This is a genomic window from Streptomyces sp. NPDC091281, from assembly GCF_044757425.1.
In the GTDB taxonomy this organism is placed as follows: Bacteria; Actinomycetota; Actinomycetes; order Streptomycetales; family Streptomycetaceae; genus Streptomyces.
On the sequence record NZ_JBIVUY010000005.1, the window covers coordinates 94,285 to 109,858 of the forward strand.

At 74.4% G+C, this 15,574-nt stretch carries 14 protein-coding genes; 6 read left to right on the forward strand and 8 right to left on the reverse strand.

Annotated features, from left to right (window positions below):
- Positions 1–192: 192 nt before the first annotated feature.
- Genes ACIQPQ_RS15085 through ACIQPQ_RS15095 form a run of 3 tightly spaced genes read right to left on the reverse strand, consistent with a single transcriptional unit; the run spans position 193 to position 2,748 of the window.
- Complete coding sequence (locus ACIQPQ_RS15085; protein WP_383780120.1) at positions 193–1,002, reverse strand: ABC transporter ATP-binding protein; 810 nt, start codon at positions 1,000–1,002, stop codon at positions 193–195.
- The gene (locus ACIQPQ_RS15090) at positions 995–1,909 is read right to left on the reverse strand and encodes an ABC transporter permease (RefSeq protein ID WP_401303748.1); all 915 of its coding nucleotides are present in this window, start codon (positions 1,907–1,909) and stop codon (positions 995–997) included. Before ACIQPQ_RS15090 ends, ACIQPQ_RS15085 begins: the two co-directional genes overlap by 8 nt.
- Positions 1,906–2,748: an ABC transporter permease gene (locus tag ACIQPQ_RS15095; protein ID WP_401303750.1), complete on the reverse strand. Its 843-nt coding sequence runs from the start codon at positions 2,746–2,748 to the stop codon at positions 1,906–1,908. Before ACIQPQ_RS15095 ends, ACIQPQ_RS15090 begins: the two co-directional genes overlap by 4 nt.
- A 257-nt stretch (positions 2,749–3,005) precedes the next feature.
- On the opposite strand from ACIQPQ_RS15095, the gene ACIQPQ_RS15100 reads away from it, so the two are divergent.
- Both ACIQPQ_RS15100 and ACIQPQ_RS15105 read left to right on the forward strand, forming a co-directional pair.
- Entirely contained in the window at positions 3,006–4,658 is a 1,653-nt protein-coding gene (locus ACIQPQ_RS15100) for a CocE/NonD family hydrolase (RefSeq protein ID WP_401303753.1), read from the forward strand.
- 28 nt (positions 4,659–4,686) lie between these two features.
- Entirely contained in the window at positions 4,687–5,883 is a 1,197-nt protein-coding gene (locus tag ACIQPQ_RS15105; RefSeq protein WP_401303755.1) for a thiolase family protein, read from the forward strand.
- A gap of 98 nt (positions 5,884–5,981) precedes the next feature.
- Here ACIQPQ_RS15105 and ACIQPQ_RS15110 read toward each other — a convergent pair whose 3' ends face one another.
- The 3 genes from ACIQPQ_RS15110 to ACIQPQ_RS15120 are packed head-to-tail and all read right to left on the reverse strand — an operon-like array spanning position 5,982 to position 8,949.
- The gene (locus ACIQPQ_RS15110; RefSeq protein WP_401303757.1) at positions 5,982–7,028 is read right to left on the reverse strand and encodes an alcohol dehydrogenase catalytic domain-containing protein; all 1,047 of its coding nucleotides are present in this window, start codon (positions 7,026–7,028) and stop codon (positions 5,982–5,984) included.
- On the reverse strand, positions 7,025–8,011 hold the full coding sequence (locus tag ACIQPQ_RS15115; protein ID WP_401303760.1) for a VOC family protein: 987 nt from the start codon (positions 8,009–8,011) through the stop codon (positions 7,025–7,027). The genes ACIQPQ_RS15110 and ACIQPQ_RS15115 overlap by 4 nt, the downstream gene beginning before the upstream one ends.
- Positions 8,002–8,949 (reverse strand): fumarylacetoacetate hydrolase family protein, encoded by a 948-nt coding sequence (locus ACIQPQ_RS15120; RefSeq protein WP_401303761.1) that lies wholly within the window; start codon positions 8,947–8,949, stop codon positions 8,002–8,004. Before ACIQPQ_RS15120 ends, ACIQPQ_RS15115 begins: the two co-directional genes overlap by 10 nt.
- Positions 8,950–9,092: 143 nt before the next feature.
- Here ACIQPQ_RS15120 and ACIQPQ_RS15125 point away from each other — a divergent pair, with 143 nt between their 5' ends.
- The 4 genes from ACIQPQ_RS15125 (at position 9,093) to ACIQPQ_RS15140 (ending at position 12,751) form a co-directional block, all read left to right on the forward strand.
- Positions 9,093–9,935, forward strand: a complete 843-nt coding sequence (locus ACIQPQ_RS15125; RefSeq protein WP_401303763.1) for an amidohydrolase family protein — start codon at positions 9,093–9,095, stop codon at positions 9,933–9,935.
- 106 nt (positions 9,936–10,041) lie between these two features.
- Complete coding sequence (locus tag ACIQPQ_RS15130; protein WP_401303766.1) at positions 10,042–10,794, forward strand: SDR family NAD(P)-dependent oxidoreductase; 753 nt, start codon at positions 10,042–10,044, stop codon at positions 10,792–10,794.
- Positions 10,795–10,803: 9 nt separating this feature from the next.
- The gene (locus ACIQPQ_RS15135; RefSeq protein ID WP_401303768.1) at positions 10,804–11,616 is read left to right on the forward strand and encodes an enoyl-CoA hydratase-related protein; all 813 of its coding nucleotides are present in this window, start codon (positions 10,804–10,806) and stop codon (positions 11,614–11,616) included.
- A 79-nt stretch (positions 11,617–11,695) separates the two neighbouring features.
- A complete protein-coding gene (locus ACIQPQ_RS15140; RefSeq protein ID WP_401303770.1) occupies positions 11,696–12,751 on the forward strand; it encodes a zinc-binding alcohol dehydrogenase family protein in 1,056 nt (351 codons plus the stop codon).
- 78 nt (positions 12,752–12,829) lie between these two features.
- Here the strand turns inward: ACIQPQ_RS15140 and ACIQPQ_RS15145 are convergent, their stop codons facing one another.
- The gene (locus ACIQPQ_RS15145; RefSeq protein WP_401303771.1) at positions 12,830–13,747 is read right to left on the reverse strand and encodes a TrmB family transcriptional regulator; all 918 of its coding nucleotides are present in this window, start codon (positions 13,745–13,747) and stop codon (positions 12,830–12,832) included.
- Positions 13,748–13,846: 99 nt separating this feature from the next.
- The gene (locus ACIQPQ_RS15150; protein WP_401303773.1) at positions 13,847–15,496 is read right to left on the reverse strand and encodes a (2,3-dihydroxybenzoyl)adenylate synthase; all 1,650 of its coding nucleotides are present in this window, start codon (positions 15,494–15,496) and stop codon (positions 13,847–13,849) included.
- Positions 15,497–15,574 lie beyond the last annotated feature (78 nt).

The following is a 15,574-nucleotide window of genomic DNA, read 5'->3' on the forward strand; positions in this document are numbered from 1 at the left end:
GCCGCGCGCCCCACGGCGCGCGGCGTCCCGCGGGCGGCGGCGCGCCCACACCCGCACCGCGCAACCCACGGCGCGCGGCGTCCCGCGGGCGGCGGCGCGCCCACACCCGCGCCGCGCCCGCGTCCGGGACGTCCTCGGCCGGCCCGGAGGCGGCCGGCCCGGAGGCGGCCGGCCCGGAGGCGGCCGGGGTCTTCAGCGGACGGCGGTTCCCGCGTCCACGGCGTCGCCCACGATCAGTCCGTGGACCTGCCTGCGGTAGCGCTGGTAGGCGGCGGTGGCCTTGACCTCGACCTCCTCGCGGGGGCGGGGCAGGTCGACGGTGATGTCGGCGACGATCTCGCTGGGGCGGGCCGACAGGACGAGGACACGGTCGGCGAGGAAGATCGCCTCGTCGATGTCGTGGGTGATCAGCAGGGTGGCCAGGCCGAGTTCGGCGCTGATCGAGGCGGTCATGGCCTCCAGGGCGATACGGGTCTGCGCGTCGACGGAGGCGAAGGGCTCGTCCATCAGCAGCAGCCGGGGGCGGGTGGCGATGGCGCGCGCCACGGCGACCCGCTGCTGCATGCCGCCGGAGAGCTGCCACGGCGCGTGCTGCATGACGTCGGCGAGGCGGACCCGTTCCAGGGCGGCGGTGGCGCGGGCGGCGCGCTCGGACTTGGGCAGGGCGCTCAGTCCGAACTCGACGTTCTGGCGGACCGTCAGCCAGGGCAGCAGGCTGCGGTTGTACTCCTGGAACACCACGGACAGCCCCTCGGGCACCCCGTCGACCGGTTTCCCCGCGTAGTGGAGCGTGCCGCGGTCCGGGGCGAGGAGGCCCGCCAGGCAGCGCAGCAGCGTGGTCTTGCCGCAGCCGGAGGGGCCCACCACGGCGATGAACTCGCCGTCGGCCATGGTGAAGGAGATGTCGCCGACCGCCGGGGTGCTCGTCCCGGAGCGGTGCGTGAAGCTCTTGCCCAGTCCGGAGACGGCCAGCAGGTCCCGGCTCCCGGTGGCGTCAGTCATGGTCGCGCCCTTTCATTCCGTCGAACCACGACAGAGCACGGCGCTCCACCGCGGAGAAGGTCAGCGTGAGCAGCCAGCCCGCGAGGGCCAGCAGGAGGACACCCGCGTACATCGGCGTCATGGCGTACATCCGCTGGCTCTGGAGGATCAGGAAGCCGAGGCCGGACGAGGAGGCGACCATCTCGCTGATCACCATCACGATCAGGGAGACCGCGAGGCCGATCCGCAGACCGTTCATGATCTGGGGCAGGGCCGCGGGGACCACGACGCGACGCAGCACGGTGAGGCTGCCGCCCGGCGTGTAGACGCGGGCCGTCTCCACGAAGCCCGGCTCGACCCGGCGGACACCGTCGGTGGTGCTCAGCAGCACCGGCCAGCAGGTTCCGGCGGCGATCACGGCGATCCGCAGCGGGGTGCTGGCGCCGAACGCGACGACGGCCAGCGGGACGAGGGCGGGCGGCGGGACCGCGCGCAGGAACTCCAGCGACGGCCGCAGCCAGGGGTCGAGCCACCGCCACCAGCCGAGGGCCACCCCGAGGAGGATGCCGACGACGGAGCCCGCGGCGAACCCGGCGAGGGCGCGGGCGATCGACGGCAGGACGTCGCGGGTGAGTCCGTCGCCGGTGACGATGGTGCCGACCTCCTTCAGGACGTCCCCGACGGGCGGCAGCAGGCCCGTGGTGTCCTGGCGGCCGGCGATCTCCCACAGCACCAGCAGCAGGGCGAGGAAGCCCCAGCCCCGCAGGCGGCGGGCGAGCCGTCCGCGGGCCCGGAGCCCGAGCCGCCCGCGCAGCCGGGCGAGCCCGCCCGGCGGTGCGGCGGGCGGCGGGGGCGGGGCGGCGGCGCGGGCCGGGGCCGGGCCGTCGTGGGCGCGGGCCCGCACGGGCTGACTGGGCGATATGTTCATCGGCGTTCCTCTGTGCTGTGCTGCTGCCATCCGGCGAGGCGGAGTTCGGCGGCGGCGAAGACGGCGTTGACGATGAGCCCGAGGACGCCCGAGACGAGGACCGCGGCGAAGGCGGCGGCGGTGTGGCCGCCCTGCTGGGCGTCGACCAGATAGCGGCCGAGTCCCGGGGTGCCCGCCACGATCTCGGCGGCGACGGCCACCACCACGCCGAGGGACGCGGCCGTCCGCAGGCCGGTCAGGATGGCGGGGGTGGCGGCCGGGACCACCACGCGGACGAGGAGGGCGCCGGGCGACAGCCGGAAGGTGCGGGCGCTGTCGAGCATCACGGGGTCGAGCGCGCGGACGCTGTAGCGGGTCTGGATCAGGACGGGCCAGACGCAGGCGAACGCGACGAGGAAGACCTGCATGGTGAGGTCGAGGCCGAACAGGACGACGGCGACGGGGACGAGGGCGACGGACGGCACCGGTCGCAGGAACTCGACCACGACCTCGGTCAGGGTGAACGCCGTCCACGACTTCCCGACGAGGATGCCGAGGGGGACGGCGATCACCGCCGCCACCGCCAGCCCGAGCGACCAGGCGTGCAGGGTCTCCAGGGTGGCGCGGGTGAGCGAGCCGTCGCCCACGCCGTCCGCCACCGCGGCCAGCACGCTCCCCACGCCGGCCGTGTCGGCGGCGGGCAGGACGCCCGTGGCCCGCAGGATCTCGTAGACGCCCGCCAGGGCGGCGAACCCGGCCGCTCCCCGGGCGGCCGCCAGGACCGTCCGGGCCGGGCGCCGCCGCCCGGAGGGGTCCGCTCCGCCGGGGCGTCCCGACGGCACCGCGGTGATCGATGTCATGTGTGACGGCTCCCTTCGTACACGGGCATGTGCCCGACCCGTCTTCTACCTACCAACTCCGGTAGGTAGCTTCGGGCACTCCTCATCTTGCGTCACAATCGCGGAGACCACCAGAGGCAGGCCCGGATTCAGCCGAACAGGCGACGTGAAGCGACCGGCCATGACACACGACGGACACACGATGGACCATTCCCTACCTACTCACGTAGTGTGCAGGCAGCGTCTGGTTGGGCGAAGGCACGGCGAAGGGAAACACGATGCACGCACCCGTCGAACTCATCCACATGACGGACGTTCCGGTGCCGATGCGCGACGGGACCGTCCTGCGGGCGGACGTCTTCCGGCCCGCGGGCCCCGGCCCCGCGCCCGTGATCATGACGCACGGCCCGTACGGCAAGGACATCCACTTCGAGGACTTCAACGCGCACGCCTACTCCCTGGTGACCGAGCGCGGCCGGTACATGAACTGGGAGACCGTCAACCCGGAGTGGTGGGTGCCGCGCGGGTACGCGGTGGTCCGGGTCGACCAGCGCGGCACCGGGAAGTCGCCCGGCCGGATGGAGTTGCAGGGCCCCGGCGAGCACCGGGACTACTACGACGCGATCGAGTGGGCGGGCACCCAGGACTGGAGCACCGGCCGGGTCGGCCTGCTCGGCATCTCGTACTACGCGATCGGGCAGTGGCACGTCGCCGCGCTCCGCCCGCCGCACCTCGCGGCGATCGTGCCGTGGGAGGGCGCCTGCGACCTGTACCGGGAGTGGGCACGCCACGGCGGCATCCTCAGCAACTCCTTCACCGACGCTTGGTGGCCCCGGCAGATCACCGGCAACCAGCAGGCCCTGGACCCCGGCGACGACAACCCCGGGCGGGCGGTCGCGGGCAACGCCGAGCTGCCGCGGGAGCTGCGCGAGCACCCGTTCGCCGACGCCTACTTCCAGGAGCGGGAGGTGGACCTGTCCCGGATCGAGGTGCCCGTCCTGTCCTGCGGGAACTGGGGCGGCTACTCCCTGCACCTGCGCGGGAACATCGAGGGCTATCTCGGCGCGGGCTCGGCGCACAAGTGGCTGGAGGTGCACCAGGGCAACCACTTCACGCCCTTCTACGCCGAGGAGTCCCGCGAGTACCAGAAGCGGTTCCTCGACCGGTGGCTCAAGGACGACGCCGACGCCTGGCCCGACGACGAACCGCCGGTGCGGCTGTTCGTGCGCACCGCCGACGGCGGCGCCTTCCGCGCCGAGCGGGAGTGGCCGCTCGCCCGGACCCGGTGGCAGCCCTTCCACCTGGACGCCCGCACCGGCTCGCTCTCCCCCGAGGGCGACGGGCCGCGGGAGAACGCCGAGACCTCCTACCCGGCGCCGGACGGGGCGGTCACCTTCCTCACCGCACCCTTCACCGAGGACACCGAGGTCACCGGCCCGCTCGCGCTCCACCTGTGGGCCGAGACCGACACCGCCGACGACATGGACCTGTTCGTCACCGTCATCAACCTCGACCCCAGCGGGCGGGAGGTGCCCTGCGAGGACGCCTCCGGGCGGCCCGGACCGGTCACCAAGGGGTGGCTGCGCATGTCGCACCGGGCGCTGGACGAGGACCGCTCGCTCCCCCACCGGCCCTTCCACCCGCACACCGGGGCCGAGCCGGTGAAGCCCGGGGAGCCGTTCCGGGCCGCGGTGGAGATCATGCCGACCAGCATGGTGTTCGCCCGCGGCCACCGGCTCGGCCTCGTCCTCGGCGCCGCCGACCGCGCGGAGGGGCTGCGGTTCCTGCACGACGACCCCGAGGACCGGGCCGCCTCGGCCGCGCCGGGCCGCAACATCGTCCACACCGGGCCCGGCCGGGAGTCGTACCTCCTGCTGCCCGTCATCCCCGCCGGCCCCACCCGCCCCGCCGACCCCTCCCCCGCCGCGTGAGCGGGACCGGGACAGGAGGCGGGCGGCGATGACACGGAGCACGACGGCGCACGGCGACGTGCACGTGGTGGACACGGTCCGCACCCCGCTGGGGAAGTTCGGCGGCGGGCTGCGGGCGGTGCGCCCCGACGACCTGGCGGCCACCGTCCTGGCCGCGCTGGCGGAGCGTCACCCGGAGGCCGTGGCGGAGACGGACGACGTGATCCTCGGCAACGCCAACGGCGCCGGGGAGGAGAACCGCAACGTGGCCCGGATGGCGGTCCTGCTGGCCGGGCTGCCGGTCCGCGTCCCCGGCGCCACCGTCAACCGGCTCTGCGCCTCCGGGCTGGAGGCCGTCGTCTGCGGCTACCGGGCGATCGCGCTCGGCGAGGCGGACCTGGTGATCGCAGGGGGCGTGGAGTCGATGACCCGCGCGCCCTTCGTGCTGCCCAAGTCCGACCGGCCGTTCCCGCACGCCGAACAGACGCTGTGGTCGACGTCGATCGGCTGGCGCATGGTCAACCCCGCCCACGACCCCGCCCACACCCTCCCGATGGGCGAGGGCGCGGAGATCCTCGCCGAGCTGTACGGCGTCGACCGGGAGCGGCAGGACGCGTACGCCCTGGACAGCCACCGCAAGGCGGCCGCCGCCTGGGCCGACGGACGGCTGGCGGAGGAGGTGGTCCCCGGCCCCTGGGACCTCGCCCGCGACGAGTCCGTACGGCCGGACAGCACGGCGGCGGACCTCGCGCGGCTGCGGCCCGCGTTCCGCGCCGAGGGCGGCACCGTGACCGCGGGCAACTCCTCGCCGCTCAACGACGGGGCCGCCGCCGTGCTCCTCGCCGGGGACCGGGCGGTGCGCCGGTGGGGCCTGCCGAGTCTGGCCCGGATCACCGCCACCGGGGTCAGCGCGGGCGAGCCCCGGCTGTTCGGCCTCGGCCCGGTCGAGGCCACCGAGCGGGCACTGCGCCGCCGGGGCCGGAGCGTGGACGAGGTCGGGGTGATGGAGATCAACGAGGCGTTCGCCGCCCAGGTCCTCGCCTGCCTCGGGCACTGGCCCGGCCTCGACCCGGACGCCGTCAACCCGCAGGGCGGGGCGATCGCGCTGGGCCACCCCCTGGGCTGCACCGGCGCCCGCCTCGTCGGCACCCTGGCCCGCCAGCTCGACCGGGGCGGCGCCTCGCTCGGGGTGGCGTCGGCCTGCATCGGCGTCGGGCAGGGACTGGCGGTCGTCCTGGAACGGTGAGCACCCACGGCCGCGGCCCGGCACCGGGGATCTCCCCCTGGTGCCGGGCCGCTCCCGTACCCCGCCCGATCCTGTACCCCGCCCGTGTCCGGTGCGGGTCACTCCACGCTCAGTACCGCCTGGCCGAGGGAGGTGCCCTCCTCGTTGGCGCGGTGGGCGCGGGCCACCTCGTTCCACGGGAGGGTGTGGACGAAGGCGCCGGGGACCAGGAAGCCCTTCGCCACGTCGGCCCAGAGTCCGGCGATGGCCCGCCGGTTGCCGGTGCGGACGCCGATCAGGGACTGGCTGCGCAGGTAGAAGGGCAGCAGCCGCAGCTCCACGGGCGTGTGGTCGATGGCGCCGGAGGTGATGATCCGGCCCAGCGGCGCGAGGGTGTCGCGGTAGCCGTGCCAGAGCGCGGACAGGCCGAGGTTGTCGACGACGACGTCGACGCCGTGGCCGTCGGTGCGGTCGAGGATCTGCCGCCCGAGGTCGGGCGCGGCGCCGTCGAGGGCGGCGGCCAGCGGCAGTCCGTCCAGCCGGTCGGGCCGGTCGGCGAGCCGGTCGACGCCGATGACCGTGGCGCCGCGGAACGCGGCCAGGGCCGCCGCGGTCGAGCCGAGCGCCCCGGCGGCGCCGACGACCAGGACGGTGTCCCCCGGTCCCGCCTCCCCGGCGTCGAGCTGGGCGGCGGCCACACCGCCGTTGGCGGCGAGGGCGGCGCCCTGGGCGAAGCCGACGCCGTCGGGGAGTTCCTGGACGTTGGCCTCGGGGACCACGCAGTACTCGGCGTAGCTGCCCTGCCGGTGGACGCCGATCAGGCGGAAGGCGTCGCACGCCTCCTCCCGGCCGCGGGCGCAGACCCGGCAGGTGCCGCAGGTGAGGACGGCGGAGACCGCGACCCGGCGGCCGGTCAGCTCCGGGTCGGCGCCCGGTCCGACGGCGTCGACGGTGCCCGCGTGCTCGGTGCCGAGGACGTGCGGCAGTCCGGGCAGCTGGGCGGCGAAGGGCGGGCGGCCCGCGCGGGTGGCGACGTCCTTGGTGCGGGCGACCACCACCGACGCCACCCGGACCCGGACCTCTCCGGGGCCGGGCACCGGGTCGGGGATCTCGGCGAACTCCAGGACCTCGGGGCCGCCGTGGCGGCGCAGGACGACGGCCCTCACCGGCCGGACTCCGTGCGGGGCGGGTTGCTCATCGCGGCGATGACGTCGGGGGTGATGCCGCCGCTGGTGCCCCACACGTCCGCGTTCTCGGGGGTGCGTTCCCAGGACCTGGCCTCCCAGGTGTCGTCGACCTCCAGGAGTTCCGCGGTGTACTCGATGACGTTGCCGACCGGGTCGGTGAAGTAGCAGAAGACGTTGCCGCCGGGGCCGTGCCGTCCGGGGCCCCACACGGTGTCGAACCCGGCGGCGCGCATCCGGCCGAGGGCGCGCATGACCTCGTCCGCCGAGGCCACCTCGAAGGCGACGTGGTTGAGCGAGGTCCAGCGTCCGGGGGCGAGCACGATGCAGTGGTGCAGTTCGTTGCAGCGCAGGAAGACCATCTGGTCGTTCTCGTACCAGTCGGAGACCTGGAAGCCGAGCACCTCGGTGTAGAAGCTCTTGGACGCCGGGAGGTCGACGGAGTTGAGGACGATGTGACTGAGCCGGTCGGGGCCGTACGCGTGCGGAGCGGCACCCTCGCCGCCCTCGACACCCTGGCCGCCCCCGGCGCCCCCGGCACCCCCGGCCTCGGTGGCCTCGTCCCCGGTCTCGCCGGGCGGCCCGTCCGTGTGCTCGGTCAGCCCGCAGCTGACCTCGACGAGGCGGCCCTCCGGGTCGCGGAAGGCGACGGCGTATCCGCCGCCGGGCGCGGTGCGCGGGCCGGGGCCGTCCGTGACGGTGTGGCCCGCGGCGCGCACGCGGGCGGCCACGGCGTCCACCGCGGCCGGGTCCGCGGCGGCGAGGGCGATGCGCTCCAGGGAGTGCCCCACGCCGGGCGTGAGGGTGAGGACGTGGTGCTCGGCGCCCCGGGCCCGCAGCTGCACCGCGCCGTCGTCGGTGACGGCGACCCGGCGCAGCCCCCAGGTGCGTTCGTAGAAGTCGAGCAGTGCCGACGGGTCGGCCGCCGAGAGGTCGATGCTGCGCAGCCGTGTGATCAGGCCCATGACGTCGGTCCTTTCTGCCGGAGACGGACCGCGTTGCGCAGTGTGCCGACTCCGGGGATGTCCACTTCGACGGAGTCCCCCGGCTCCAGGAACGTGCCCCGCGCGGCGCCGACCCCGGCGGGGGTGCCCGTGACGACGAGGTCGCCCGGTTCGAGTGTGACCAGTGCGCTCGCCTGGGAGACGAGCGTGGGGATGTCGAGCACCATGTCGGCGGTGGTGCCGTCCTGCGTCCGCTCGCCGTTCACGTGCGTACGGATGCGCAGGTCCTGGGGGTCGGGGACCTGCCAGGCGGGGACCACGAGGGGGCCCACGGGGAGGGACGAGTCGGCGCCCTTGGAGGCGAGCCAGTCCCAGACGAAGGGCGCCGCCGGGGTGGTCCGGCGGTGCGGGCCGCGCAGCGAGATGTCGTTGGCGACCGTGTATCCGGCGATGTGGTCGGCGGCCCGCGCGACGGGGATGTCCCGGCCGCCGCGGCCGACGACCACGGCGAGTTCGCCCTCCCAGTCCACCCGGTCGCCCGGGTCGCCGCCGATCTCGACGGGGTCCTCGGGCCCGATGACCGTGGTGGTCGGGGGCTTGAGGAAGAAGTACGCGGTCCAGTCCTCGCCGAGTCCCGACTCCCCCATCTCGGCGAGGTGGTCGCGGAAGTTGGGGCCGGAGCAGAGGACCTTGCGCGGGTAGCGCAGCGGGCTGAGGACGGAGACGGCCGTGACGCGCTCGCCGTCGTACGGGTCGAGGCCGCGCAGGATCTCCGCGTACGTGTCCCAGCGCTCCATGACGTCCATGACGCCGGTGAGGTCGCGCAGCGCGTCCGGGACGACGAAGGTGCCGCCCGCGCGGGCCGCGTCGACCGGGGCGACGGCGACGCGTCCGCCGGGCCGGCCGGCGGTGGTGACGGTCGCCAGCCCCCACGGGGGTTCCTGTGGTGGGTGTGTCATACGTCCCGCTTCCTCCCCCGCCGACGGCCGTCCTTCGTACCGTCCTTCATGCCGTCATCTTGCCACCTACGACGGTAGGTAGCAAGATGAGGGAGCCATGTGGCCGACCATCCGGAACCCACCGACCCCTGACGAGGTTCACCATGCGCCGAATCGACCTGCACTGCTATCCCGGGACCCAGGAGTGGGTCGAGTCCCAGGGACCGTTCGCCGACGCCCTGGCCCGCTACTGGAACAAGCCCTGGACGGGGCGGCGGGAGGAGGACGTCGTCGAGGACATCCGCGCCGCGGGCCTCCAGTCCCTGCTCGTCGCCTTCGACATCGAGTCGCTGACCGGGGCGCCGCCCTGCGGGAACACCTCCGTCGCGCAGATGCGCGACCGTCACCCCGACGTCTTCCTCGGCGCCTGGGGCGCGGTCGACCCGCTCAAGGGCGGGGAGGCGCTGACGGAGGCGGTCCGGGCGGCCGAGGAGGACAAGGTCATCGGGTTCCACTTCCACCCGATCATGGGGCACTTCCGGGTCGACGCCCCCGAGCTGAAGCCCCTGTTCGAGTGCATCAGCGGCCTCGGGCTGCCCGTGATGATCGACGTCGGCTCCACCGGCATGGGCGCGGGCCTGCCGGGCGGCCTGGGCTCCCGGATCGAGGACGCGCACCCGATGGCGGTGGACCGCCTCGCCGCCGACTTCCCCGATCTCACCATCATCGCGTCCCACCCCGGCTTCCCCTGGGTCGACGAGATGACGGCCGTCGCCCTGCACAAGGGCAACGTCTTCTGGGAGCTGTCCGGCTGGGCCCCCAAGCACTTCCCGCCGGGCCTGAAGGTCGACATCCGGGCCCGCCTCCAGGACAAGATCATGTTCGGCACGGACCATCCGAGCATCCCGCTCGACCGCATCCTGCGCGAATGGGACGACCTCGGCTACAAGGAGGAGATCATGCACAAGGTCTTCCACGAGAACGCCGAACGCGTCCTCGGCCTGTGACCCCGTCCCCTCCCCGCCCCCCGCGCCCCCGGCGCCCCTCCCCCACCCGCGCGTCCTCCGCGCGCACCGCACCCTCCGCCGTACGACCTTCGGGAGCACACCGCACATGAACGGAACCGCACTGGTCACGGGCTCGGCGAGCGGCATCGGCCGGGCCGCCGCGCTGCGCCTGGCCCGCGCCGGGTACGACGTGACCATCAACTACAGCCGCTCCGGGGACCGGGCCGGACGCACCCTGGACGAGCTGCACGCCCTCGGCGGGAAGCACCGAGCCGTCCGGGCCGACGTCAGCGACGACGCGTCCGTGCGCGCGCTGGTGGCGGAGGTGACCGCCGAGACGGGCCGGCTGGACGTCCTGGTGAACAACGCGGGCACCACCAGCGAGACCCCGCCGGACGACCTCGACGGCATCGACCTCGACGCGTGGGACCGGGTCTTCGCCGTCAACGTGCGCGGCCTGGTCCAGGTGACCCGCGCCTGCGCGCCCGCCCTGCGCGAGGCGGGCGGCTCGGTCGTGAACGTGGCGAGCATCGTGGGCCTGCGCCCCGGCCCGCAGCCGCTGGCGTACGCGGCGAGCAAGGCCGCCGTGGTCAGCCTGACGAAGACGCTGTCGCGGGTGCTGGGCCCGCAGGTGCGGGTGAACGCGGTCGCGCCCGGCTGGATCTCCGGCGAGTGGATGGAGCGCACCCTCGGCGAGCACTACGAACGCCTCATGGACCGCCGGGCGCGCCAGACACCCCTGGGCCGGAACGTGACGGTGGAGGACGTGGCGGAGAGCATCTACTCGCTGGCCGCGCACCACCCGTTCGTCACGGGCGAGGTGGTCGTGATCGACGGCGGCTTCACCGCCACGACCTGAGGACGGACCATGACGACACGAGCAGCGGACGGACCGGAGCCCACGGAACCGGTCCGGGTGGAACGGCACGGCCGGACGGCGGTCGTCACCCTGGACGCGCCGGAGCGGCGCAACGTGCTGTCGGCGGCGGCCGTCGACGCGATCGGCGCGGCCTACGACGCCCTGGAGGCGGACCCGGAGATCGCCTGCGTGGTGCTGACCGGGGCCGGGTCCGCGTTCTGCGCGGGGGCGGAGCTGTCGGTGCTGGAGGCGGCGGCGGACGGCGACTTCGCGCCGGTCCGCCAGGTGTACGACGGGTTCCTGCGGGTGCTGCGCTCCCCGCTGGTGACGATCGCCGCGGTGAACGGGCCCGCGGTGGGCGCCGGGTTCAACCTGGCGCTCGCCTGCGACGTCCGGCTGGCCGCCGCGTCCGCCGTCTTCGACACCCGGTTCGCGGCGCTCGGCCTGCACCCGGGCGGCGGCCACACCTGGCTGCTGACGCGGGTGGTCGGCGGCCAGCGGGCCACGCTGGCGACGCTCTTCGGGGAGACCTGGGACGCGCACGCGGCCCGCGAGCACGGCCTGGTCGCCGCCGTCCACGCCGACGACACGCTCCTCGCGGAGGCGATCGCCCTCGGCCGCCGCCTCGACGTCCACGAACCGGCGTACGTGCGGCGCCTCACCACCGGTCTGCGGCTCGCCGCCGGGCCGGTGGGCCACGCGGAGGTGCTGGCGTACGAGGAACGCGCCCAGGCCTGGTCGCTGACGCGGCCCGCCTTCCTCGGGCGGCTGCGGGAGCTGCGGGAGCGCATCGCGCGCCGGGCCGCGCAGCGGTCCCGCTGACCCGGCGGTTCACGAACCCCCCTTCTTCTCACCGGCGCCCGCCCCGGGACGGGCGGCGCCGTCGCCCCAGGGAGGCACCATGAAGGCAGTCCGTTTCGACGCGTACGGCGGACCGGAGGTGCTCCGGTACGGCGATCATCCGCTGCCGGAGGTCGGCCGGTCCGACGTGCTGGTGCGGGTCCTCGCGTCCTGCGTCACGGGCTGGGACCTGAAGCTCCGCTCGGGGGTCTTCCCGAAGCTGCCGGGGCGCAGGACGTGGCCGCTGCCGATGCAGCCGGGCCGCAACGCCGCCGGCGTCGTGGAGGCGGTCGGCGAGGACGTGCGGGCCTTCCGGCCCGGCGACCGGGTGGCCGGACTCGTCCACCCGGCGAACCCGCACTCCCCGCTGGCGATCCGGGGCCTCGGGAACCTCTCCACGGGCGTCGACTATCCGGGGCACACCATGTTCGGCGGGAACGCGCAGTACGTGTCCCGGCCCGACACGTACTGGCTGCCGCTGCCCGACACGGTCGGCTTCCAGGACGCGGCGGCGGCCCTGTGGTCGTACGCCACCTCGCACCGGGTCCTCACCGACCGGCTCGGGGCGCGGCTCGGAGACTGCGTGCTGGTGACGGGGGCCTCCGGGGGGATGGGGACGGCGACCCTCGACCTGGCCCGGCTGATGGGCGTACGGACGGTCGCGGTCACCCGGTCGCGGGCCAAGGAGGCGTTCCTGCGGGAGCGGGGCGCGTCCGAGGTGCTGGTGCTGCCGCGGGACGACGCCCCGGCCGCCGTGCGCGCGGCCCACGACCCGCTGGGGCTCGACGGCGCCGTGGACTACACGGGGCAGCACGCGATGGTGCGGCTGGGCCTGGACTGTCTGCGGCCGGGCGGGACCATGGTCGTGCTCGCCGGGGAGGGGTCGAAGGAGCCGCTGCCGGTGACCACGCAGGACTGCATCGCGCTGGAGCTGAACCTGCGCGGGGCCCGCGCCTCCACCGTCCACGACCAGCGGACGGTGCTGCGGCTGCTCGCGGAGGGCGGCATCCGCCCCGCGATCCACGCGGTCGTCCCGCTGTCCGGGATCAGGGAGGCCCATGTCCTGCTCGCGAAGGGCGAGGTGACCGGCCGTCTGATCGTCGACCCCTGGGCCTGAACCGGGTGTGCGCGCGGCCCCGGGCACGGCAAGTGCCCGGGGCCGCGCGGTCGGCGGGAGAGTCGCCGCGGGGTGGCCTCAGCCGGCCTGGGACACCTGGCCCGGCCGCCCGTCGCCGTCCGCTCCGGGCGCCTCCGCGGACGCCGGGGTCTGGGCGGCGGGCGTCTCCCCGGTCTGCGCGGCGCGGTAGCTCTCCAGGCCCTGGAGGCCGGGGCCGTAGGCGGCGACGAGTTCGGACTCGAAGTCGTTGAAGACCTGCTGCATGTCGATGTCGTGCCGGATGTAGCCCTTGACGGCGGCGATGACGGCCTCGCTGGCGCTCTGGATGCCGGTCCAGCTCTGGCCGTCGGCGGCCAGGCCGAAGAGGGTCTCGCGCGAGTCGGTCACCAGCCCGAGGTGGCGGGCCTGGTGGGCGCGGTAGAGGACGCCGTCGGTGCTGGCGTGGCGGAAGACGCGCATGCCCGGCGTGGAGAACGGCACCCGGCCGAAGCAGAGCGCGACGACGTCGACGCCCCGGCCGGTGGCCCGCTCCACGGGTTCGCGGAGCATCCGCAGCTCACCGGGGCTGGAGGAGACGTAGACGCGCTGCTCGGAGGCGTCGATCATCGCGGAGGCCGCCGTGATGATGCGGGCCCGGTCGCGGAAGCGGTAGACCAGCTCGTGCTCGGGCGGCGGCTCCGAGGTGGTCAGGTGGACGGAGCGGCTGCGGGCCAGGGTCAGATGGTCCTCGAAGGTGGACTCCAGACCGTCCAGGACCTCCCGCGGCGGCACCGCGACGAACCGGACGGGCTCGCTGCCGAGCTGCCGGGCGGCGCCGCGCGCCACCAGCCGCCGCAGCGCCTCGTACACCTTGGGCTGCGGCACGCCGGTGGCCTTGGCGACGGCGTACCCGGTCTGGGGCTCGGGGCCGAGCAGACCGACGTAGCAGCGGGCCTCGTACGACGAGAAACCGAGGGCCAGGAGGGATTCGGTGAACTCTTCTGCCTGCTGCTGCATGCTCGCTCTCCTGTCGACAGTGTGTACCTGCAAGATACTACCGCAGTAGGTACTAACGACAGGACGGAACGCGGTCCCGCCGCGACCGGAGGCGCCGCCTCACGCCTCCCGCAACTGCTCCACGAGTGCCTTCTTGGAGACCTTCCCCACGGGCGAGAGGGGCAGGGAGCCGAACACGCGCAGCCGCTCGGGCAGCTTGTGCCTGGCCAGCTCGAACAGGGTCAGGTGGTCGACGAGGCCGGGCAGGTCGAGGTCGGAGCCGTCCCGCAGGACGACGCAGGCGCACATCCGCTCGCCGAGCACGGGGTCCTCGACGGGCACGCAGGCGACGTTCTGGACGGCCGGATGGGTGAGGATCAGGTTCTCGACCTCCTCGGCGGAGATCTTCTCGCCGCCGCGGTTGATGAGGTCCTTGGTGCGTCCGGCGACGACGTAGTTGCCGCTGGGGTGGCGCCACATCAGGTCACCGGACATGTAGAAGCCGTCCGGGGAGAAGGCGCGCGCGTTGTGCTCGGGCGCCTGGTAGTAGCCGCGCAGGGTGTACGGGCCGCGGGCCCACAGTTCGCCGGTCTCGCCGTCGGGGACGTCGTCGCCGTTCTCGTCGACGAGGCGGACCTCGTCGTCGGGGCAGACGGGGCGTCCGACCGTCTCCAGCCGGACCTCGTCGGGGTCGTCGAGGCGGACGAACATCAGCAGCCCCTCGGCCATGCCGAAGTTCTCCTGGACGGTGGCCGAGGCGAAGACCCGTTCGGCGCGCAGCCGGGTCTCGGGCTGGAGGCGCTGGCCGCCGCTCTGGATGACGCGGACCGTGCCGAGGCCGGCCTTCTCGGCGCCGGGGTCGTTGATGAGCTTGATCAGCAGCGCGGGCACGACGTGCAGGTGGGTGACGGCGTCGCGCGCAATGCGGGTGAACACGGAGTCGGCGCGGGTGGAGGCGCTGAGGGCGACGGTGGCGCCGCGGAAGAGGAAGCCCTGGAGGCCGGGACAGGCCAGCGGGAGGTTATGGGAGACGGGCAGGATGTCGAGGAGGACGTCGCCCTCGCGCACGTCGCACACGGACACGGCCAGTTCGGAGTTGAACGCGTAGTCGTTGTGGCTGCGCGGGATCAGCTTGGGGATGCCGGTGGTGCCGCCGGAGAGCTGGAGGACGGCCGGGTCCTCGGGGTCGATCGAGGCCCGTGCGCGGGCCAGGTCCCCGGCCGTGCTGCGCGGTTCCCGCCGGTGCAGCTCGCGCAGGCCGACCGCGCCGGGCGGCGCCTCCTCGTCGGGCCGGGTGTCGACGACGTGCAGCCGCAGATCGGGGTGGAGGTCGCCGACCCGGCGGTAGACGGAGGTGAAGTCGACGTCCTTGGCCCGGTGCGGCGAGGCCAGCGCGACCGCGCCGGAGAGCCGGGCGAACTGCTCGACCTCGCGGTAGCGGTGGGACGGCAGGGCCATGATCGGGATGGCGCCGAGGTGCTGGAGGGCGAGGAAGAAGGAGACGAAGCGGGCGGTGTTGGGGAGCTGGACGATCACCCGGTCGCGGGGGCGCAGTCCCAGGTCCAGCAGGACCCGCGCGACCCGCTCGGAGCGCTCCGCCAGCTCCGCGTAGGTGACGCTCTCCTCGTCGTCGACGAGCGCGGTGCGGTCCGGCCAGCGCGCGAAGGCCTCCTCGTAGTGCGAGATCAGCGGCCTGTCCCGCCAGTAGCCGCGCGCCCGGTAGCGCTCGGCGTACGCGGGCGGGAAGCCGACGACTCCGTCCAGTTTCATCGCACACACCTTTCGGTTCCGCGCGTCCGGCCCTGACCGAACGGGCGGTAGTACCTACTTACGTAGTACACACGGAGC